The following is a 20,899-nucleotide window of genomic DNA, read 5'->3' on the forward strand; positions in this document are numbered from 1 at the left end:
CGCAGACTTTTACGGCAGATCAGGAATGCCCTGCGAGCAGGGAGCTGGCTTCCTGGCGGGTGCTGCCCGAGGATTCGATGTGCGCCAGTTCGGCCGGGATTTCCCAGCCCTTCTTGCGCATCGCTGTGGCCCAGAGCCGGCCGGCACGGTAGGAGGAGCGGACCAGCGGCCCGGACATCACACCCAGGAAGCCCATCTCGATCGCTTCGTCCTGGAGGTCCACGAATTCCTGCGGCTTGACCCAGCGGTCCACCGGCAGGTGCCGTTCACTCGGGCGCAGGTACTGGGTGATGGTGATCAGGTCACAGCCCGCCTCGTGCAGGTCACGGAGGGCCTCGGAGATTTCCTCACGGGTTTCACCCATGCCAAGGATCAGGTTGGACTTGGTGACCATGCCCAGCTTCCGGCCCTGCGTGATGACATCCAGGGACCGGTCATACCGGAACGCCGGCCGGATCCGCTTGAAGATCCGCGGCACGGTTTCGACGTTGTGCGCGAACACCTCAGGCTTTGAATCGCAGATCGCCTCGATGTGCTCGGGCTTGCCGGAGAAATCCGGGATCAAAAGCTCGACGCCGGTGCCCGGGTTCAGTTCGTGGATCTTGCGGACCGTCTCGGCGTACAGCCAGACACCCTCGTCGGCCAGGTCATCACGGGCCACACCGGTGACGGTGGCGTACCGCAGCTGCATGGCCTGCACGGACCGGGCCACCTTGGTGGGTTCAAACATGTCCACCGGCGACGGCTTGCCGGTATCGATCTGGCAGAAGTCACACCGCCTGGTGCACTCGGACCCGCCGATCAGGAACGTGGCTTCCTTGTCTTCCCAGCACTCAAAAATGTTCGGGCAGCCCGCCTCCTCACACACCGTGTGGAGGCCTTCCTTCTTGACCAGATTCTTCAGCTGAACGAACTCGGGACCCATCTGGACCTTGGCCTTGATCCACTCCGGCTTCCGTTCCACCGGGGTGGCCGCGTTGCGCTGTTCGATGCGCAGCATCTTCCGGCCTTCTGGTGCCAGTGTCATCAGTACTCTTTCCTTAGCATTCGACCACGTTGACGGCCAGGCCGCCCATCGCGGTTTCCTTGTATTTGGAGGACATGTCCTTGCCCGTTTCGCGCATGGTCACGATCACCTCATCCAGCGACACCCGGTGCGTTCCATCGCCCCACAGCGCCATCTTGGCGGCGTTGATCGCCTTCGCCGACGCGATGGCGTTCCGTTCAATACACGGAATCTGAACCAACCCGCCGATCGGATCACACGTCAACCCCAGGTTGTGCTCCATCGCGATCTCCGCCGCGTTCTCCACCTGCTGCGGCGTGCCGCCCATGACCTCGGCCAGGCCCGCGGCCGCCATGGACGACGCCGAACCCACCTCGCCCTGGCAGCCCACCTCCGCCCCCGAAATAGATGCCTGTTCCTTGTACAGCACCCCGATGGCACCGGCCGCCAGCAGGAACCTGACCACGACGTCGTCGCGGTCCTCCTGATTGGCGCTCTCCATCCCCGGCGCGAAGTGCAGCGCGTAGAACAGCACTGCCGGGATGATCCCGGCCGCGCCGTTGGTCGGGGCGGTGACCACCCGGCCGCCCGAGGCATTCTCCTCATTGACGGCGAGAGCGATCAAGTTAACCCACTCCTGCCAATACTTCTGGTCATAGAAGTCCTGGTCCTGGCCTTCACCGTCCGGCCGTGAGCTTTCCTTTTTCAGCCGGTCGTACCAATCCGGGGCACGACGGCGGACCTTCAGTCCGCCGGGCAGCAGGCCTTCGCGCTTGAGGCTGGTGGCCACGCAGTCCTCCATGACGGACCAGATGTGCAGCAGGCCTTCGCGGATCTCCCTGGGAGTGCGGTTGTCCTCCTCGTTGACCCGCATTACGTCGCTAATGCCCAGCCCGGTTTCCCGGCAGTGCTCCAACAGTTCAGCGGCAGTCCGGAACGGCAGCGGCAGTTCCTTCTTGGATTCCTCTAGCTCCTGCTGCGCAGCGTCTTCCTCGCCCTCGCGGACGATGAACCCGCCACCCACGGAGAAAAAGGTGGCAGTGTGCAGGACATTGCCCTCGCCATCGGACACAGTGAAGGTCATGCCATTGGTGTGGCGCGCCAGGATGGTCAGCGGCCGCAGCACCATGTCATTCACGCCATAAGGCAGCGGCACGGTCCCAGCCAACTGCAGGACACCCGTCTCCTCAATCGCAGCCAGCCGCTCCTCCACCTCATCGGGCAGGATCAGCTCCGGATGAAACCCCTCCAGCCCGAGCAGGATCGCGGTCATGGTGCCATGACCGTGCCCGGTAGCAGCCAACGACCCGTAAAGGTCCACCCGCAACCCCGCCACCTCGGCCACCATGCCAGAGGCCTTCAGCTCCTCCGCAAACACAGCAGCAGCCCGCATCGGCCCGACGGTGTGCGAACTTGACGGTCCAATGCCAATGGAAAAGAGATCAAAGACTCCAACGGCCATGACGACTTCCTAACTAACTAATTTTCAGGATGCGGCACCGCAGTAACGGTGCCGCATGAGGGGCCGGCGGAGCCGGACTTTTCGAAAGCGTGCGTCAAAGCGACGAAGGAGCAGCACGCGTGAAAATGTCCGGTCCGGCGGTCCCGGAGCCAGCCACGGCGCCTAGGACAGCGGTGCCACGCCCGGGTAGAGCGGGTGGGCCGCGGCGAGGGCTTCGACGCGGTGACGGAGCCCGGAAAGGTCGGCTCCGGCGTCGGCCATCAATGCCTCGGCGATGATGTCCGCAACCTCGCGGAAGGCTGCTTCGCCGAACCCTCGGGTCGCCAGTGCCGGAGTGCCGATCCGCAGCCCGGACGTCACCATGGGCGGGCGGGGGTCGAACGGCACGGCGTTGCGGTTCACCGTGATGTCGATCTCCGCGAGCCGGTCCTCAGCCTGCTGCCCGTCCAGTTCGCAGTTCCGCAGGTCCACCAAAACCAGGTGCACATCGGTGCCGCCAGAGATGACGTTGATGCCCTTGGCGGTGACGTCCGGCTGGACCAGGCGCTCGGCGAGGATCCGGGCGCCGGCAAGGACCCGTTCCTGCCGTTCCCGGAACTCCTCAGACGCGGCGATCTTGAACGCCACGGCCTTGCCCGCGATGACGTGCTCCAGCGGCCCGCCCTGCTGGCCCGGGAACACCGCCGAGTTGATCTTCTTGGCGATGGCGGCGTCGTTGGTCAGGATGATGCCGCCACGCGGACCGGCGAGGGTCTTGTGCGTGGTGGAGGTGGTGACGTGGGCGTGCGGCACCGGGGAGGGGTGCAGCCCGGCGGCAACCAGTCCGGCGAAGTGCGCCATGTCCACCATCAGGTAGGCGCCCACTGAATCGGCGATCCGGCGGAACTCGGCGAAGTCCACCTGGCGTGCATAGGCCGACCAGCCTGCCACGATCAGGACCGGTTTGTGCTCGTGGGCCAGGCGCTCCACCTCGGCCATGTCGATCCGGTGGTCCTCTTCGCGGACCTGGTACGGGATGACGTTGTACAGCCGGCCGGAGAAGTTGATCTTCATGCCGTGGGTCAGGTGGCCGCCGTGGGCCAGGTTCAGGCCCATGATCGTGTCGCCCGGCTTGATCAGCGCGTGCATCACCGAGGCGTTGGCCTGCGCACCTGAATGCGGCTGGACGTTCGCGAACTCGGCGCCGAACAGGGCCTTGACCCGCTCGATGGCGAGCTGTTCGATGACATCAACGTGCTCGCAGCCACCGTAGTACCGCTTGCCCGGGTAACCCTCGGCATACTTGTTGGTCAGCACCGAGCCCTGCGCCTGCATCACTGCCACGGCGGTGTGGTTCTCCGACGCGATCATCTCCAGGCCGTCGCGCTGGCGGCCCAGTTCGTCGTCGATCTTGGCCGCGATCTCCGGATCCAGGACCGACAGGTCCGCGTCCAGGCTCGGCGAAACAACCTGCTCAAATGCTGCCGTGGCGGCAGCAGCGCCGCTCACAGCTCGCCGCCGTTGACCGTTGCGTACTCGGCAGCTGACATCAGCGGACCTTCTTCGGTCACGGCCACCCTGAACAGCCAGCCGGCACCATAGGGATCGTTGTTGATCAGGGCAGGATCACTGACAACGGCCTCGTTGATCTCCGTCACCTCACCAGTGACCGGCGAGTACAAATCGGACACGGACTTGGTGGACTCAACCTCGCCGCAGGTCTCCCCCGCGGTCACGGAAGAGCCGACGTCGGGCAGGTCCACGTACACAATGTCGCCCAAGGCGTCGGCCGCAACGGCGGAGATCCCAATCCCCGCAGGCCCCGCCCCATCCGAGGCAACCCACTCGTGCTCGGCCGAATACTTCAGTTCAGCAACTACTTTGCTCATGCGATTTCCTTAATTTGGTGTGAGAAGTGAGAGAGCGTCCGCCCAAACACTGCGTAAAGTGAGAGAGGGTTGGAGGGCCGGCGGAGCCGGGCTTTTCGAAAGCGTGCGTCAAAGCGACGAAGGAGCAGCATGCGTGAAAAGTCCGGTCTGCCGGTCCGTACCCAGCCCCGGAGGCTTACTTGGCCCGCTTGTAGAACGGCAGCGCTACAACTTCAAAGGGTTCCAATTTGCCGCGAAGATCCACGTCGACAACCGTGCCCGGCTCGGAGTGCGCGACGTCCACATAGGCCAACGCCACGGGGTAACCGAGCGTCGGGCTCGGCTGGCCGGAAGTGACCTCGCCGATGAGTGTGCCGTCTTTGAGGATTGAATAGTGAGCGCGGGCAGCCCGGCGGCCAGTGCCTTTGAGGCCGACGAGCTTTGCGCCGATGGTGGATCCGACGCCCGCAGCCTTGATGGCCGTCAGCGCTTTCCTTCCGACGAAGTCGCTTTCCTTGGCCAGGGAAACAACCGGGCCGAGTCCTGCTGCGTAGGCGTTCACGTAGCGGGATAGTTCGTTGCCATAGAGCGGCATGCCGGCTTCGAGACGCAGTGAGTCGCGGGCTGCGAGTCCTGCCGGGATGAGTCCATGGCTTTCCCCGGCTTCGAGCAGCGCTTCCCACAGGCTGGCTGCGTCCACGTTCGGGACGTAGATCTCGAAGCCGTCTTCGCCGGTATAGCCGGTGCGGGCGAGCAACAACTCCTGCCCGTTGATATCTGCTTCAACGGCCGCGTAATACTTCAGGTCCCTGACCGGCTGGTGCTGCCCGGCGGGGACCAGCGTCAGCAGGATCGCTTCCGCGTTCGGTCCCTGCACAGCGATCAGCGACGTCTCAGCGGAGGCGTCCCGAACGACGACGTCAAAGCCAGCCGCACGGTCCGCCAGCGCCGCCGCAACCACCTTTGCGTTGCCGGCATTGGGGACCACAAGGTACTCGTCCACGCCGTCTTCGGGAGACGGGCGGCGGTACGAAATGAGGTCGTCGATGATGCCGCCGTCGGTGTTGCAGATCAGGGAGTACTTCGCCCTGCCCACGGCAACGGCTGAAAGCTTTCCCACCAGCGCGTAGTCCAGGAAAGTGGCTGCATCCGGGCCGCTGACCCACACTTCGCCCATGTGGGAGAGATCGAACAGGCCTGCTGTATTACGCACCGCGTGGTGCTCGGCGAGCTCGGACTCGTACTTGAGGGGCATCTGCCAGCCACCGAAGTCCGTGAAGGACGCGCCGGCCTTTTTGTGCTGCTCGTACAGGGCTGTGTAGTTCTCAGTCATGAGTCGCGTCCTTAGTTTTCGAGGTCTGCAGTGTTGTCCTCGAACGCTTCGAGGGGAGGGCAGGAGCACACAAGGTTCCGGTCACCGGCGGCACCGTCTACCCGGCCCACGGGCGGGAAGTACTTGTCCTGTTTCAGGTGCGGGACCGGGAACGCCGCCTGCTCGCGCGGGTATTCACGGCCCCACACGGAACTTACGACGGCGGCAGCCGTGTGCGGTGCGTTGCGCAGCGGCGACTTCTCAACAGTGAAATCACCGCTGGCCACCTGCTCGATTTCCGCGCGGATGATGATCATCGCTTCGATGAAGCGGTCGATCTCAGCCAGGTCTTCGGACTCGGTGGGCTCCACCATCAGTGTGCCCGCAACGGGGAACGACAAGGTGGGAGCGTGGAAGCCAAAGTCGATGAGGCGCTTGGCCACGTCCTCCGCGGTGACGCCGGTGCGGGCCGTCAGTTCGCGGAGGTCAAGGATGCACTCGTGGGCCACGAGTCCGCCTGCACCCGTGTACAGGACGGGGAAGTGCTCATCCAGCCGGGAAGCAACATAGTTCGCAGCGAGCAGCGCCGACTTGGTGGCTTCGGTCAGGCCCCGCCCTCCCATCAGCTTCACGTACGCCCAGGAAATCGGAAGGACACCGGCCGATCCATAGCGCGAAGCGGAGATGGCCACGCCCCCGCCTGAGGAAGCCTTGTTCGCGTCGCCGGGCATGAACGGTGCCAGGTGTGCCTTGGCTGCGACCGGGCCAACGCCGGGACCGCCGCCACCGTGCGGGATGCAGAAGGTCTTGTGCAGGTTCAGGTGGGACACGTCGCCGCCGAACTTACCCGGCTGGGCCAGTCCCACCAGCGCGTTCAGGTTGGCGCCGTCCACATACACCTGTCCGCCGGCCTGGTGGATGGCGTCGCAGACCTCGCGGACGTCAGCGTCGTACACGCCGTGGGTGGACGGGTAGGTGATCATGATGCAGGACAGCACGTCCCTGTTTGCCTCGATCTTGGCGGTCAAATCGGCGTGGTCGATGGTTCCGTCGGAAGCCGTGGCCACCACAACAACCTTCATGCCGGCCAGCACGGCTGACGCAGCATTGGTGCCATGCGCGGAGGCCGGGATCAGGCAGACGTTGCGCTGCTCGTCGCCGCGGGACAGGTGGTAGCCGCGGATGGCCAGCAGGCCTGCAAGCTCACCCTGGGAACCGGCGTTCGGCTGGATGGACACCTGGTCGTAGCCGGTGATTTCGGTAAGGTCCGCTTCCAAACCTTCAATCAGTTCCCGCCAGCCCGCCGTTTGGGAGTCCGGAGCGAACGGGTGGATCGAGGCAAACTCCGGCCAGGAGATGGCTTCCATCTCGGCCGTCGCGTTGAGCTTCATGGTGCACGAGCCCAGCGGAATCATGGTGCGGTCCAGCGAAAGGTCCCGGTCGGACAGCTTGCGGATATAGCGCAACAGCTGCGTCTCGGAACGGTGAGTGTTGAACACCGGGTGCTGCAGGAAATCGGACGTACGGACAACGCCGGACGGCAGCTCAAAGCCGGCAGCGGATTTCACGGGACCGGCGCCAAAGGCGACTGCCACGGCGGACAGGACATCCGGCGTCGTGGTTTCATCCACGGAGACGCCAACGGTGTCAGCGTCGATGAGCCGCAGGTTGATGCCGCGGGCTTCGGCGGCGGCAATGACTTTGTCCGCCTTGCCGGGGACGCGGACCGTGAGGGTGTCGAAGAATGACTCGGACACAAGGTCGCGGCCGGCGGTCTTGAGGGCGGTTGCCAGGGTCCGGGCGTGGCCGTGGACGGTTTCGGCGATCGCCTTCAGGCCTTCCGGGCCGTGGTAGACCGCGTACATCGAGGCAACGATTGCCAGCAAAGCCTGGGCAGTGCAGATGTTGGACGTGGCCTTTTCGCGGCGGATGTGCTGCTCACGGGTCTGGAGGGCCAGCCGGTAGGCAGGAACCCCGGCGTTGTCCCTGGAAACGCCAACGATGCGGCCCGGGAGCGTGCGCTCCATGCCTTCGCGGACGGCCATGTACGCGGCGTGCGGGCCGCCGAAGAACAGCGGCACGCCAAAGCGCTGCGCGGTTCCGACGGCGATGTCGGCACCTTGCTCGCCCGGGGGCGTGATGAGGGTGAGCGCCAACAGATCGGCGGCAACAGTGACCAGCGCGCCGCGTTCCTTGGCGGCAGCGATGACCGGTGCGTGGTTGAAAACGCGGCCCGAAACACCGGGCTGCTGGAGGACCACTCCGTTGATGTCGCCGTCGGGCAAGCCCTGGCTCAGGTCCGCGATCTCCACCTCGAAGCCGAGTGCCTCAGCGCGGCCCTTCACGATGGCGATGGTCTGCGGGAGGCAGTCCGCGTCCAGGACGGTCTTGCCGGCAGCAGCGGACCTGGACTTGTTGGCCCGGCGCATCAACAGCACGGCCTCGGCCACAGCCGTTGCTTCATCCAGCAGGGAAGCGTTGGCCACCGGAAGGGCCGTGAGGTCCTGCACCATTGTCTGGAAGTTCAGGAGCGCCTCGAGCCGGCCCTGGGAAATTTCGGGCTGGTACGGCGTGTACGCGGTGTACCAGGCCGGAGCTTCCAGGATGTTGCGGCGGATCACCGGCGGGGTGACGGTGTCGTAGTAGCCCTGACCGATCATTTGGACGGCGGTCTTGTTCTTGGCGGCGAGGCGGCGCAGTTCGGCCAGGACCTCAACCTCGCTGAGCGCGTCCGTGCCGCTTGGAAGTGTCAACGGTGCGGACTGACGGATGGAATCGGGGACGGCCACGTCTACCAGGCCGTCCACGGAGTCGTAGCCGATTGCCTTGAGCATGGTGTCAACGTCGGCCTGGCGCCGGGCGCCGATGTGCCGGTCCGCGAAAGCGGTGGGGGTTGATTGAACAGTCAAGAGGAACTCCATGATTCAGGCGCCCAGTGAGCGCCACGATGATGTGGGTTCCTCCCCGCTCTGTATTGGACCTGAGAGATTCCGCAGATTGTGTTCTGCTTGCACCGTCGGTGAGCCCGGTTTAACGGACTGCTTTCCAGAGTTGCCTCGCCGCGGCGGTACATGGGCCTGAGAGATTCCTGGGGAGGATTTGCTCCTACGGCGCCTGACTGGATGTACCGGCAGGACTCTCCCGCCGCAGTTCAAAAGCGTTGCGTCACCCTTGGGTGGGTGGCACGGTTCACACCATAGCGGGTATTTCTGCAACTACGCAAGGCAAGGTTTGACCGGCCAGGGACCTGGCGGCTGACTAGCGCCGCCTGACCCGGAGCCGTCTTGAGCGCCTCTACCCGGAACTGGACACGTTCATGCAGGTCCGCCGCGAGTTCGATCCCCGCGGGATATTCCTCAACGACCACACGCGGGCCCTTGTAGGCTAACTCGGCAATTCCGGCGCAGTGGGACACGCGGGCGCATGGACTTGCCTCGTACGCCCGGCTGCCGTCCGGTGACGAAGTTTCACCACTTTCACCTAGTTTCACTACGTTTCCTCTGGAGGTCTGGTGCAGAACCCCTTCAAGCCGACGGCAGGAGCAACGCCCCCCTGCATTGGTCGGGCGGGCCGGGCTTTTGGACGAGTTCGAGTACGGCCTGCAGCAGGGTTCCAGAGCCCCTGGCCTTCTGACCATAGGCCGCTAGTCGGACTGGTCCAGTCAATGATTGCCCTGTTATCAGGTGACCTGCAGGACCTGGGTTCAGGCGAGTTTGGTTACCTGGTAAGTGTGGCCGGCCGCACGGAGTCGCTGTATGAGCACGTTGCCGAGTGCAGTGGCCGGTGTCAGCGACCCTTTCGCGGTCGGCAGCCGGTCGCCGTCGAGGGCAAGAGCGAGTGCAGTCTCGCCTGCCATCACGGCGGTGGCGGCATAGCCGGGATCACCAGGGCCAGCAGCAATCGCCTGGTATCGGTGCCCGTCCTCGGTGCGGGCGGTCACCTGAGAGTGGAACCAGCCCGCGCGCTGGGTGCTGGTGCTCGGACCCGCACCTGGTGCCGGAAGACAGCGGTCGAGCACCCCCCGGGTCGGCGGGAACGCCATCGCGCCCATGAATGCCCGGAGTCCGAGTGCCACTGCCCTGGCGAGAACCGCTCCTGCCGGTCCGCGGGCCACCCCCATCACCTCGCCGTACTGAAGGGAGCGGCCGTAGGCCCAGCCCTGCAGTGCGTTGCTGCGGCGCACTATCCGGGTGTTGACCGCGGCCATGATGAACGGCGCGGTCCAGGTGCCGTCATCGGAACGGCGCACAGTACCGGCGTCAGGAGGCTGTTGTGTCGTCGGCTCCCGTGTGCGGTCGGGGCTCAGAGCATAGGGGTCCGCGGCTAATGACCTCAGGGCGGTGCTCGATCGCATCGCCTCGAGCTGCCCGCGAAACGATTCGAGCGTGCCTCCGCTGATGCCACCCTTGGCCGTAGCAACGAGTTGGACCTCGACCAAACCGCCAGCGCCATCGGCTTCTGCCGCCTGATGAAGCAGCAGTACAGCGAGGTCGGACGGCACGGAGTCGTAGCCGCAGGAGTGCACGATCCTGGCCCCGCTCGTCCTGGCCAGAGCGTCGTAGCGATCGATCGCCTCCCGGACGAAGGACACCTCACCCGCGAGGTCGGCGTAGTGGGTACCGGCCCGTGCGCAGGCGTCGACCACAGGTAGTCCGTGTTTCGCGTATGGACCGACGGTTGTGAAGAGCACGCGTGTGCCCACGGCCAGGGCGGCGATCGAGTCCGCGTCCTCCGAGTCGGCTTCGATGAGGGCCCATCCGTGCGCCGCGACCGGCAACTGCGACCGAAGGGCCCCGAGTCTGGACCTCGACCGGCCCGCGAGTCCAACTCGCATCCCAGCCGGTGCATGCTCCGCGACGTAGCCGGCGATCAGTCGGCCAGCGAAACCCGTCGCTCCGTAGAGAACGAGGTCATGTTCCCGAGATGAGTTTTCCATAACTGCAGCCTTTCACAGCGGCAACTCCACGCTGACACGCGGGTCCTTGCCTTGGTCCTCGCAAGCAACCGGAACCGATCAGACCTCCGCCACCGGAGCGGCAAACTGCGCCTCGTACAGCCGGGCGTACGCCCTGCCCGCAGCAAGCAGTGAAGCGTGCGTCCCCTGCTCGACGATCTGGCCGGCCTCCATCACCAGGATGAGGTCGGCGTCGCGGATGGTGGACAGCCGGTGGGCGATCACAAACGAAGTCCGGTCGGACCTCAAAGCGCTCATCGCCTTCTGCACCAGCACCTCCGTCCGGGTATCCACCGAAGACGTCGCCTCATCCAGGATCAAAACCGAAGGCCGCGCCAGGAAAGCCCGCGCAATCGTCAGCAGCTGCTTCTCCCCCGCGGACACATTCCCGCCTTCGTCCTCAAGAAGAGTGTCGTACCCGTCCGGCAGCGACCGCACAAACCGGTCCACGTACGTCGCCCGCGCCGCCTCCAAAATCTCGTCCTCAGTAGCAGAAGGCCGCCCGTACGCGATGTTGTCCCGGATGGTCCCGCCGAACAGCCACGTATCCTGCAGCACCATCCCCATCCGCGAGCGCAGCTCACGCCGGGACACCGAGGTGACGTCCACGCCGTCGAGCGTTATCCGCCCCGCATCAATCTCGTAGAACCGCATCATCAGGTTCACCAGGGTGGTCTTCCCGGCCCCGGTGGGCCCCACAATTGCCACCGTCTGCCCCGGCTCCGCCACCAAGGAAAGCGAAGAAATCAAAGGCTTGTCCGGCGAATACGAGAAAGAAACAGACTCAAACACCAGCCGGCCCCGGCCAAAACCATCGGCAGAAGAAACCCCAGGCAACGGATCCGGCAGCTCCTCGTCCTCATCCAACAACGAGAAAACCCGCTCCGCGGACGCCACCCCGGACTGCAGCAGGTTGGCCATGGACCCCAGCTGCGCCAGCGGCATGGTGAACTGCCGCGAGTACTGGATGAACGCCTGCACATCGCCCAGCTGCATGGCCCCGGACGCCACCTGCAGGCCGCCCACCACGGCGATCCCCACATACACCAGGTTCCCGATGAACGTCATGGCCGGCATGATCAGCCCGGAAATGAACTGCGCCCCGAAGCTCGCCTCATACAGCTCCGCGTTCTTCTGCCGGAACCGCTCGCCCACCTCCTGCTGCCGGCCGAACACCTTCACCAGCGCGTGCCCGGTGTACGTCTCCTCGATCTGCCCGTTCAGCTCCCCCGTGTGCTTCCACTGCGCCACAAACAGCTTCTGCGAACGCTTGGCAATCAGTGCCGTGATCCCCAGCGTCATCGGCACGGTCACCAGCGCAATCAGCGCCAGCGTGGGCGACAGGATGAACATCATCATCAGCACACCCACCACGGTCAGCACCGACGTGACCGCCTGGCTGATGGACTGCTGCAGGCTCTGCGAAATGTTGTCCACGTCGTTGGTCACGCGGCTCAGCAGCTCGCCGCGCTGGATGGAATCGAAATACCGCAGCGGCAGCCGGTTGATCTTCGCCTCGATCCGCTCCCGCAGCCCGAACACCGTCCGTTGCACCACCGCGTTCAGCACATACGCCTGCACCCACATGAACGCCGACGCCAGCACATACAGCACCAGCGCCCACAGCAGCACGCTGGACAGCGCCGCGAAGTCGATCCCCTGCCCAGGCGTCAGCGCCATGGGCGTGAGCATGTCCGCCTGCTGGTTCTGCCCGGACGCCCGCAGCTGCGCAATCACGTCCGCCTTGCTTACCCCGGCCGGCAGCTCCCGGGACACCACACCAGCGAAGATCAGGTTGGTGCCCTCCCCCAGCAGCCGCGGCCCGATCACCGAGAGCGCCACACTGGCCACCCCCATTACAAGCACCAGCAGCAGCCACGCCCGCTCCGGCCGGAGTGTTCCCAGCAGCCGTTTGGCCGACGGCCCGAAGTTCATCGCCTTTTCGGCGGGGACGTTCATCCCCGCGAACGGCCCGCCGCGTCCCGGTCCGCCCGCCGGACGCGGGATGCGTTCGACGACGGCGGGCCCGCCTTTCGCGGCTGGTGCCGTTCCGCCGGTGGTTCCGGAAGAAGCGTTCGACGGCGGGCGGTGCGGGGAGCTCATACCGTCTCCTCCGCTGCCAGCTGGGACGAGACGATCTCGCGGTACGTCCCGGACGTCTCCAGCAGCTCACTGTGCGTTCCGCGCCCCACGATCCTGCCGCCGTCGAGCACTAAGATCTGGTCCGCGTCAACGATGCTGGACACGCGCTGGGCGATGATCACCAGCGTGGCGCCGGCGGTGCTGCGCTTGAGGGCCTGCCGGAGCCGGGCGTCGGTGCCGGTGTCCAGCGAGGAGAAGGAGTCGTCGAAGATGTAGAGCTCGGGCCGTTTCACCAGGGCCCGGGCAATGGCCAGCCGCTGCCGCTGCCCGCCCGAGACGTTGGTGCCGCCCTGGCTGATGGTGGCGTCCAGCCCGCCCTCCATCTCCTCCACAAAATCCCTGGCCTGGGCGATGCCTAGCGCTTCCCAGAGCTGGTCCTCGGTGGCGTCAGGCTTGCCGTAGAGCAGGTTGCTGCGCACGGTGCCGGTGAACAGGTAGGGCCGCTGCGGGACCAAACCGATGTGACCCCAGAGCAGGTCCGGGTGCAGCTCACGCACGTCCACGCCGTCGATCCTGACCGAGCCGGTGGTGGCGTCGAACAACCGCGGCATGAGGTTCACCAGGGTTGTTTTGCCGGCGCCGGTGCTGCCGATGATCGCCGTCGTCTGGCCGGAGCGGGCGGTGAAGCTGATGCCGGAAAGGACGGGCTGGTCGGCACCCGGGTAGGCGAATCCGACGTCGAGCATTTCCAGCTCTCCCCGGCGGTGCCCGTCGCTGGAGGGGGCGCTGCTGACAGGATGCAGCGGCGGCCGGACACTGGATTCGGTTCCCAGCACCTCGCCGATCCGGTCCGCCGAGACGGCTGCCCGTGGGATCATCACGGCCATAAACGTGGCCATCATGACGGACATCAGGATCTGCAGGAGGTAGCTGAGGAACGCGATCAGGGTGCCCACCTGCATGGAGCCGTCCTGGATCCGGAACGAGCCGAACCAGATCACTGCCACGCTTGAGACGTTCAGCACCAGCATCACCACCGGGAACGCGAGCGCCATCAGCCGGCCGGTGCGGAGGGCGGTGTCCGTGACGTCCTCGTTGGCGCGGGCAAAGCGTTCCGTTTCGATGTCCTCCCGGACAAAGGCGCGCACCACGCGGATGCCGGTGAGCTGCTCGCGGAGCACCCTGTTGACGGTGTCGATCCGCTTCTGCATCTTCCGGAACAGCGGCACCATCCGGACGGTAATCAGGCCGACGGCGATCAGCAGCACCGGCACCGCGACGGCGATCAGCCAGGACAGCTGCGCGTCCTGCCGCACGGCCATGATCACCCCGCCGATGCTGAGCATGGGCGCGGTGACCAGCATGGTGGCGGACATCAGGACCAGCTGCTGGACCTGCTGGACGTCGTTGGTGGATCTTGTGATGAGGCTTGGCGCGCCGAACTTGGTGACTTCCTGCTCAGAGAACTCGCCCACCCGTTGGAAAACAGCCCCGCGCAGGTCCCGGCCCACGCCCATCGCCGCCTTCGCTGCGAAGTACACCGCGATCACGGCGCACACGATCTGCAGCAGCGTGATGGCCAGCATCAGGCCGCCCAGGTTCAGGATGACCCCGGTGTCCCCCTTGGCCACGCCCTCATCGATGATGTCCGCGTTCAGGGTGGGCAGGTACAGGGACGCGATGGACTGCGCCAGCTGGAAAACCACGACGGCGGCCAGCAGCTGCCGGTGCGGCCGCAGGTATTCAACAAGCAGTTTCCAGAGCAAAAGCGGCTCCTGGTCCAGGGCTCACGGAACGTGATGCGAAGGTCAGTTTACGTCCGGAGGCTGGGTGAATTCCCTGAGAATGCCGGACATTCCCTGCCGGTTCTCGCAGAGCGTATTGGCCGTTGACGAGCAGAATAAAGCGGGTGGCCGAAGGAAAGGTCCTTCGGCCACCCATAGGCAGTCGCGGTCAAACGACTTTTGCCTGGTCTCTTTCAGGCCCGGTCAGCCCGTTTTTACATCAAAGGTCCGGATGGACGGGAAGTTCTTCTTACCGTTTCCCAGGAAGAGAACATCCTTGGATGTTACATAATTCGCGGAGTTGTAGAACAGTGGAGCGAACAATGCCTCCTCGACGACGTATTCGTTCAGCTTCTTGTACTTTTCGTTACGCGCCTCGGGGTCCACCTCCGAGCTCGCCTCCGTGAGGAGCGCGTCGACTTCTGGCACGGTCCACTGGAACGGGTTCTGGGTCTTACCCTTGAGTTGGCGGATTACCTCACGTGGCCCCACGTCAGTTCCCACTGTAAAGAAGTACATCGGGTAGTTGGCACCGGCCACTGCCGCCGTCGCGTTCTGAATGGGGACAGGTTCCCAGTTCACTCTAATTCCGATGTCTCCGAGCGCCTGCGAGATAGTGGGCTCAAAGTTCGTCGACATTACGGTGCTGGGCATTGATATCTCGAAGCCATTGGAGAATCCTGCCTCGGCGAGGAGTTTGCGGGCTTTCTCCGGATCGTAGCTGTACGTGGAGTCAAGGCTCTCGTCATAGATGGCTCCGTTCAGGTTGAACTGCTGAACGGTGGGCACACCCTGTCCCAACAGGATTTTTTCGACCATTGCCTTGCGGTCGAACGCGTAATTAATAGCCTGGCGGACCCGCACATCCGCAAGCGGCTTGAGCTTGGTACCGGCCCGGTCAGCCAGGTTGAGGTAGGAGACAGACGCGCCTTTCACCTGAACGTGGTTAAACTCTGGCCTGCCCTGGAACTGGGGCATCGCGTTCGCCTGCACTTGGCCGGTATCAATCTCTCCTGCCTTAAGGGCGTTGACGATAGCCGTTGCGTCGGAAATTACTCGAACCGTGATCGTCTTGAACGGGTAGGCATCAAGGTTCCAGTAGTCTTCACGTCGCTCAAGCACGAAGGAGCTGCCAGTGACGCTCTTCTGCGTGTTGAGGGTGTATGGGCCCGATCCGATCGGATTGGTGGCGATGTTGGGATCGCTGAGGTTTTTGTCATCGGCGATTACGCCGGCGTCAGTGGCAATGTTGTTGAGGAACGCCGGGTCCGGGGCGGTGAACTTGACGATAACCGTTTGTTCATCCGGGGCCTCGACGGACTCCACGGAGGTGAATTTGTCGGTCTGCTGCCCCGGGGTCGCCTTGTTGCGCTCGAAGGTTGCTTTGACATCTGCCGACGTTGCGGCCTCGCCGTTGCTGAACTTCAGGTCGTCACGCAGCGTCAAGGTCAAGGTGAGTGCGTCGTCGCTGTATTTCCATTCCTTGACAGCGTTAGGCTTCAGGTTGCCGTCGTTGTCCAGATACAGCAGGGTGTCGTAAATGGACCCCCAAACATAGGCCTGTGTACCGCCATCAAGCTGTGCCGGGTCCAGCGACCGCGGTGCAGCCGTCACCCCGAGGGTAATCTTCGCATCGCTGGCCCCCGACCCATTCGCGGGGGCATTGCCGGAATCGCTGTTCGATGGGGCGCACGCCGAAGTTGCGAGGACGCCGGCGATCAGCATCGCCGTGTAGGAAGCGCGCACTCTCCTGGACCTGTTCCCGGGAAGCGCTGTGTTGCGCATGTTCATGAGGACTCCTTTGTCTTGCAAACGTCCCATGCTGCTAGCGTGCGGACGTCCCCGAAAGTCTCGGGCTGAGATAAGTGAACCACCTCACAGCCCGCTTGACAACCGGTTGCCGCAAAAAATTTCCAGTAAGGCGGAAATTGGACAAACTAACGCGCACTTCCGTGCAGATATGCGAGAACTTGATTGCGGCAATCGCTTGTCAAGCACAGTGGTGGGATGCTGTACTGGATGCGGGCGGGAAAAAAGTAATTGGCCCAACACTTGTTGAGCGGCCACCCAAACCAGGCCTTGCACGGATGACGAAGGAGCCACCGCATGTGCATTCGAACGCGAAAGTCCGGCAGGACGATGGAGCTGTCACGAGGGAGAACCCGGACACGCGATGTCCAGTTGGTCAAGACATTGAGGAGCGCATCGCCTCAGGGCAGCCTCCTTATGGGTGCTGCCGGAAAATCTGAGCCAGCTTTGAGAGGGAAATAATGAGTCAGCTTCTGGAAGTCAAAGATCTTCGGGTCTCCTTTGCTGGACGAGGTGTCCGCGCCCGCTCGATAGAAGTGCTGCATGGCGTCTCGCTGTCTATCGCACCTGGCGAGGTATTGGGACTCGTCGGTGAGTCGGGGTCCGGCAAGACGACCATTGGCAGAGCTGTACTGGGCCTTGTTAAATCCAGTGGCGGCAACATTGTGCTAAACGGACAAGACATTACGCATGCTGACGCGAAGACGCGGAGGTCCCTGGCGCGCGAGATCCAAGTGGTTTTTCAGGATCCGTACTCTTCGCTTAACCCGGCACTGACAGTCGGGGACATCCTGAGTGAGCCGCTTATCGTCCAGGGGGCCTCGCCGCGCGATGCGCGGGCGAAGGTGCGCACGCTGCTGGATCAGGTCGGGCTGCCCAGCGATGCTGCCGAGCGGCTACCGAAGGAGTTCAGCGGCGGTCAGCGACAGCGCGTGGCCATCGCACGGGCGCTCGCTCCAGGGCCACGACTGATTGTCTGTGATGAACCTGTTTCCGCCCTCGATCTGTCGACGCAGGCCCTCGTGTTGGATTTGCTCCTCGATATCCAGCGCGAAACGGGCCTCGCATATCTGTTCATTTCGCATGACCTCTCCGTGGTTCGGCATGTGAGCCATCGTGTGGCTGTTATTTACAAGGGCGACATCGTGGAGACGGGGCCAGCGCGGACCGTAACACTCAAGCCGGAGCATCCATACACGCAGCGGCTGCTCCTCGCAGCACCGGTCGCCGACCCCGCCAACCAGGAGAAGCGTAGAACGGAGCGCCGCCGGCTTATCGAGCAGCAGCGGCAGATGGACGAGCAGGCTGGAGCAGCCTCGTTGGCCAGCTGATCTATCTGCTGGAGCCGGCGCATTGCCTGAGCCGGGCGGCTCAGAACCGTGGGGCAACTGCTGAAAGCGCAAGAGTGCTCATGTGACCCGTCGCGGCGTTTAGCGCTGGGCGAGGGATCCCCTAATGCTAATTCCTATGCCCACGCGAACCATGTTCGCGTGGGCTCCAGGGCGCCACATCGTGCCAGCAACGGATCCTCGAAAAGCTCCCAGGGCCGGGCTATCGGCTTGATCAATACCAGCGGAAGCTAGCTCGGGCCACAGGCCGGCTACGCGACGGCATTTTCGAAACGAACATGGCCGGTACGGGCACCGACGGGTCCACGCGGAGCTGCTCAAAGCAGGGGTGGGCGGTCGCGAAGAACGCCGTGCTGAAGCTGAAGCTAATGCAGGCCCTTGGGTTGGGTCTGCAAGGGATCTCCAAAAAGCTCGAGGGCCTGAGCCCGGTGCAATACCGGGCCCAGGCCCTCGCTGCTTAGGATACTATTGGCCAGTCCAACTGCCGGGACCAGTTCACATTCGCCGCGAAGCATCTGCGGTCTCGATCGGGTGAGCGGGCGGCTTTTTACGGGCGATAACGAAACGAGCATCGGCGGGTCTCCCGCCGCCGTCGGGTGCAGTGTTCAGCGGGAGGCTATATAACGTACCTCTACATCAGCACTGTTCCTCGTGGTCCAGGTCGAGCTATGCACGAGCTGGTAGGGCTGGTTCGAGAGGGTTTCGTTGAAAGCCGGCACGAAGACGGGGTGGTCCCCGTCAGTGTGCACCTCAGCGAAGTAGACCAGAGGGAATGCCGACGATGTGTAACCGGACGGCAGTACTGCGGAGAAGCCGCCGTGAATATGCGCCATTTCGACCGTCTCGTAGTCCTCGGCCTGGTTAAGGTGTCGGTAGCGGAGTACAGCACGGGTTATGGCGGGATCTGCGGTCAGGAGCCGAACCTCAAGCGACTCCCCGCGGTCGAAGGATGCCACGTGCTCGAACCGGGCGTCGGCGATCCATCGCTCCTTTCGTCGCTCAGGTCGTGAATGTGCTTCACCGGCCCGTTTTTTCGGCGCACGCTCGAGTTCCCGCTTAAGGAGGTGAAGGTCCTCCCGCATCCCCATGATCCTGTCGGACCAGGTGCCACGGTCGGAGGTTCCGACGCCGAACGCGAGGTCGTCCTGATAGACACCCTGGACAATCCTCGCGATGCCCGCATAAGCGGCGTGCGCGGTCTCCAGGATCCGGATTGCGTCCTCAAGGAGGCCTGTATCGCCCGTCCGCCGGAACAGCGCGTACTGCACTGCGGACCGGAACTTGCCGGCAAAAAACTGTCCGAGCTGGATGAGCACCCGTAGATCGATGATGGTGCGCAGCGTCTGCGCACTGTCGGAGGAGGCGGTGGCGGTGGCGCGTGACAACGCCTGCTCGCCTTTTGCAACCATCGCCTCAATCCACGCTGCTACCTCGAGCGGTGTGTACTTCGGCTGCAGTCGGCCTGGAACCGCATCATCGGCGTACTCTCCGACGCTGTAGAACAAGGTCGGATCAAACGGGCTGACCCCTTCCCACGTCTTGGGATCAGGTGTATCCCAGGCGTAATGCATCGAAAGCTTCCATTCAGAGATGGGCAGGTCGACGTACATTTCGGGAGAGTAGAAGTTGTTGGCCCCGCTGACGCCATGGACAACGGTTACCAACGGCAGGATGCGGCTCAAGTTGGCAAGAGCCGTCTCGAAGTCGCCTGCGGCACTGCCGTACTCGGAGCGAAGCGTGCGCTGCCAGATCTCCGGACTCGCATCCGGATCGTAGAGGAGACGGCCCCAAAGCACGTAGGTGTACCGGTATTTGCGCCAGTCCGACACACCGAGGCGGAGATCATCACGTACGTAGGGATCGCGGCGGGCCGGTTCCCCGGTGCCTCGTCGTCCCTTGAAGGTCAACGGCTCGCAGAATTCGATGCCTCTGGAACCGCCAATGGTCGAATACCGGCCGAAGCCACTGGCGATGGCAGGGTCACCCCACAAGAGCAATTTCTGAGTTCCCGGCCACACCCGAAAAATGACGTCGGTGGGCCGGTCCTCGTTGAGGTAGTCGGCGAAACCGTAGCGCGTGAACCGCCGGTCGCCGTCCGTCACCCCGGTCATCGCCTTCTCCATGCCGGGAAAGTGGAGGGGGTGCCGTTCATGCTGGCGAATCGAGGCCTGGTGGTAGGGCAGGCCCATATGCTCAGCCAAGTATTTTGCCGAGATCACCGGCCGCAGGTTTGGCTTCCTGGCTGCATCAATGAGGGGCTGATCCACCCCTTTCGCGTGCATGTCGACCTCGATTGGGCGGCCAATCCTGGAAATTCGGTCGAAAACTTTCTCCCAGAAGACCTCATGCCCCTCCTCATGAATCCCGCCCTCATGATGGACCCGGAAAGTGACCCCGTCAATTTCGGGTATCCGTTCCAGGAGTAGACCGAGGGCATCGGCGGAGTAGTCCGCGTGCGACTCCGGGCCGATGCCGAGGATCGGATACCAGTGGCGGGAGTCGTACCCGAAGTCGTAAGCGTGGTTCCACAGACCCAGTTGAAAACTCATGCCGCGGCGACGCGTCTCCCGGGCTATGTAAGCCAACGCCTCGAAGTTCCGGTCACGTTCGGCACTTGAAATACCCTCTGCCCGCACCTGGTATCCCGGCACGTCCAGCAGGAAGGGGTAGGCGAAAACAAGGTAGTTGTCCGTGGCGGTACGGCTCTCCCACCCCGTCCCGTAGTTGTACTGCATTCCAAACGCCAGGTGGAACCGGTTGAAGCGCTGTGCAGCGAGATGGTCGAGATACTCGGTCCAGAAGGAACGGTCGTGGAACCACGGGCTGTCTTCGTGGACGCTTGAAAAGTTCCGTTGAATGCCTCTCACCGGGACAGCAGGGCGCTGGGACTCCTTCCAGCCAAGCGGAAGTCCGTCCAGGCCATCAGCACGGGCGCGCTCCGTGATTTCCGAGAGAGCATATGCGTACCCACGCTCGTCCCCGGCCACAATGGCGACCCGGCGCCCACCGTAGGACGGCTCTGTGACTATGAGCGAGTACGACTCGGCCTCGCTCGAACCTGCGAGCGCCTCCAGTGCGAGCGCGTCAGTATCAGCGTTGTCCAGAAGCACGATCTCCAAGGCGGGATGCTTCCCGGGCCCCCCAACGCTGAGCGCCGGCCCGTCAAGCTCCCGCAGCTTTTCAATGGCCCATTGGACCGCCGTCAACTGGACGATGGCTGGATCTGAAGTGATAGTGAGGTGGGAGTTCAGCATGCTGGATTCCTTCCGATGTTGTCGGCCAGTTGATCGTCGT

13 protein-coding genes and 1 riboswitch are annotated in these 20,899 nt (G+C 63.8%); of the genes, 2 read left to right on the forward strand and 11 right to left on the reverse strand.

All coding sequences use genetic code 11. The features are described from left to right. Positions 1–19: 19 nt before the first annotated feature. From lipA to gcvP, 6 genes are all read right to left on the reverse strand, one after another. Positions 20–1,027: a lipoyl synthase gene (lipA, locus tag M1E17_RS20500; RefSeq protein WP_457963756.1), complete on the reverse strand. Its 1,008-nt coding sequence runs from the start codon at positions 1,025–1,027 to the stop codon at positions 20–22. A 13-nt stretch (positions 1,028–1,040) separates the two neighbouring features. Beyond that, positions 1,041–2,468: an L-serine ammonia-lyase gene (locus tag M1E17_RS20505; RefSeq protein WP_457963757.1), complete on the reverse strand. Its 1,428-nt coding sequence runs from the start codon at positions 2,466–2,468 to the stop codon at positions 1,041–1,043. A gap of 162 nt (positions 2,469–2,630) precedes the next feature. Beyond that, on the reverse strand, positions 2,631–3,956 hold the full coding sequence (gene glyA, locus M1E17_RS20510; protein WP_457963758.1) for a serine hydroxymethyltransferase: 1,326 nt from the start codon (positions 3,954–3,956) through the stop codon (positions 2,631–2,633). Further along, positions 3,953–4,336: a glycine cleavage system protein GcvH gene (gene gcvH, locus M1E17_RS20515; RefSeq protein WP_457963759.1), complete on the reverse strand. Its 384-nt coding sequence runs from the start codon at positions 4,334–4,336 to the stop codon at positions 3,953–3,955. The genes glyA and gcvH overlap by 4 nt, the downstream gene beginning before the upstream one ends. A 175-nt stretch (positions 4,337–4,511) precedes the next feature. Continuing rightward, positions 4,512–5,648, reverse strand: coding sequence for a glycine cleavage system aminomethyltransferase GcvT (gene gcvT, locus M1E17_RS20520; RefSeq protein WP_457963760.1), 1,137 nt, complete (start codon positions 5,646–5,648; stop codon positions 4,512–4,514). A gap of 11 nt (positions 5,649–5,659) precedes the next feature. Continuing rightward, positions 5,660–8,536 carry an aminomethyl-transferring glycine dehydrogenase gene (gene gcvP / locus M1E17_RS20525; RefSeq protein ID WP_457963761.1) on the reverse strand — a complete coding sequence of 959 codons (2,877 nt, stop codon included), beginning with the start codon at positions 8,534–8,536 and terminating at the stop codon, positions 5,660–5,662. A gap of 146 nt (positions 8,537–8,682) precedes the next feature. After that, a riboswitch (glycine riboswitch) is annotated at positions 8,683–8,781 on the reverse strand. Between the two features lie 162 nt (positions 8,782–8,943). Between gcvP and M1E17_RS20530 the strand changes: the two genes are divergently transcribed. Beyond that, complete coding sequence (locus M1E17_RS20530; protein WP_457967857.1) at positions 8,944–9,015, forward strand: hypothetical protein; 72 nt, start codon at positions 8,944–8,946, stop codon at positions 9,013–9,015. Between the two features lie 315 nt (positions 9,016–9,330). Here the strand turns inward: M1E17_RS20530 and M1E17_RS20535 are convergent, their stop codons facing one another. The 4 genes from M1E17_RS20535 to M1E17_RS20550 form a co-directional block, all read right to left on the reverse strand. Beyond that, a complete protein-coding gene (locus M1E17_RS20535; protein ID WP_457963762.1) occupies positions 9,331–10,563 on the reverse strand; it encodes a saccharopine dehydrogenase family protein in 1,233 nt (410 codons plus the stop codon). 78 nt (positions 10,564–10,641) lie between these two features. Continuing rightward, on the reverse strand, positions 10,642–12,684 hold the full coding sequence (locus M1E17_RS20540) for an ABC transporter ATP-binding protein (protein ID WP_457963763.1): 2,043 nt from the start codon (positions 12,682–12,684) through the stop codon (positions 10,642–10,644). Continuing rightward, positions 12,681–14,429: an ABC transporter ATP-binding protein gene (locus tag M1E17_RS20545; RefSeq protein ID WP_457963764.1), complete on the reverse strand. Its 1,749-nt coding sequence runs from the start codon at positions 14,427–14,429 to the stop codon at positions 12,681–12,683. Before M1E17_RS20545 ends, M1E17_RS20540 begins: the two co-directional genes overlap by 4 nt. A 222-nt stretch (positions 14,430–14,651) precedes the next feature. Then, positions 14,652–16,238, reverse strand: coding sequence for an ABC transporter substrate-binding protein (locus M1E17_RS20550; protein ID WP_457963765.1), 1,587 nt, complete (start codon positions 16,236–16,238; stop codon positions 14,652–14,654). 479 nt (positions 16,239–16,717) lie between these two features. On the opposite strand from M1E17_RS20550, the gene M1E17_RS20555 reads away from it, so the two are divergent. Further along, positions 16,718–17,587, forward strand: a complete 870-nt coding sequence (locus M1E17_RS20555) for an ATP-binding cassette domain-containing protein (RefSeq protein WP_457963766.1) — start codon at positions 16,718–16,720, stop codon at positions 17,585–17,587. A gap of 623 nt (positions 17,588–18,210) precedes the next feature. On the opposite strand, the gene M1E17_RS20560 is transcribed toward M1E17_RS20555, so the two are convergent. Beyond that, the gene (locus M1E17_RS20560; RefSeq protein ID WP_457963767.1) at positions 18,211–20,859 is read right to left on the reverse strand and encodes a hypothetical protein; all 2,649 of its coding nucleotides are present in this window, start codon (positions 20,857–20,859) and stop codon (positions 18,211–18,213) included. Between the last annotated feature and the right edge of the window lie 40 nt (positions 20,860–20,899).

The sequence above is a fragment of the Arthrobacter sp. D1-29 genome (genome assembly GCF_054130585.1).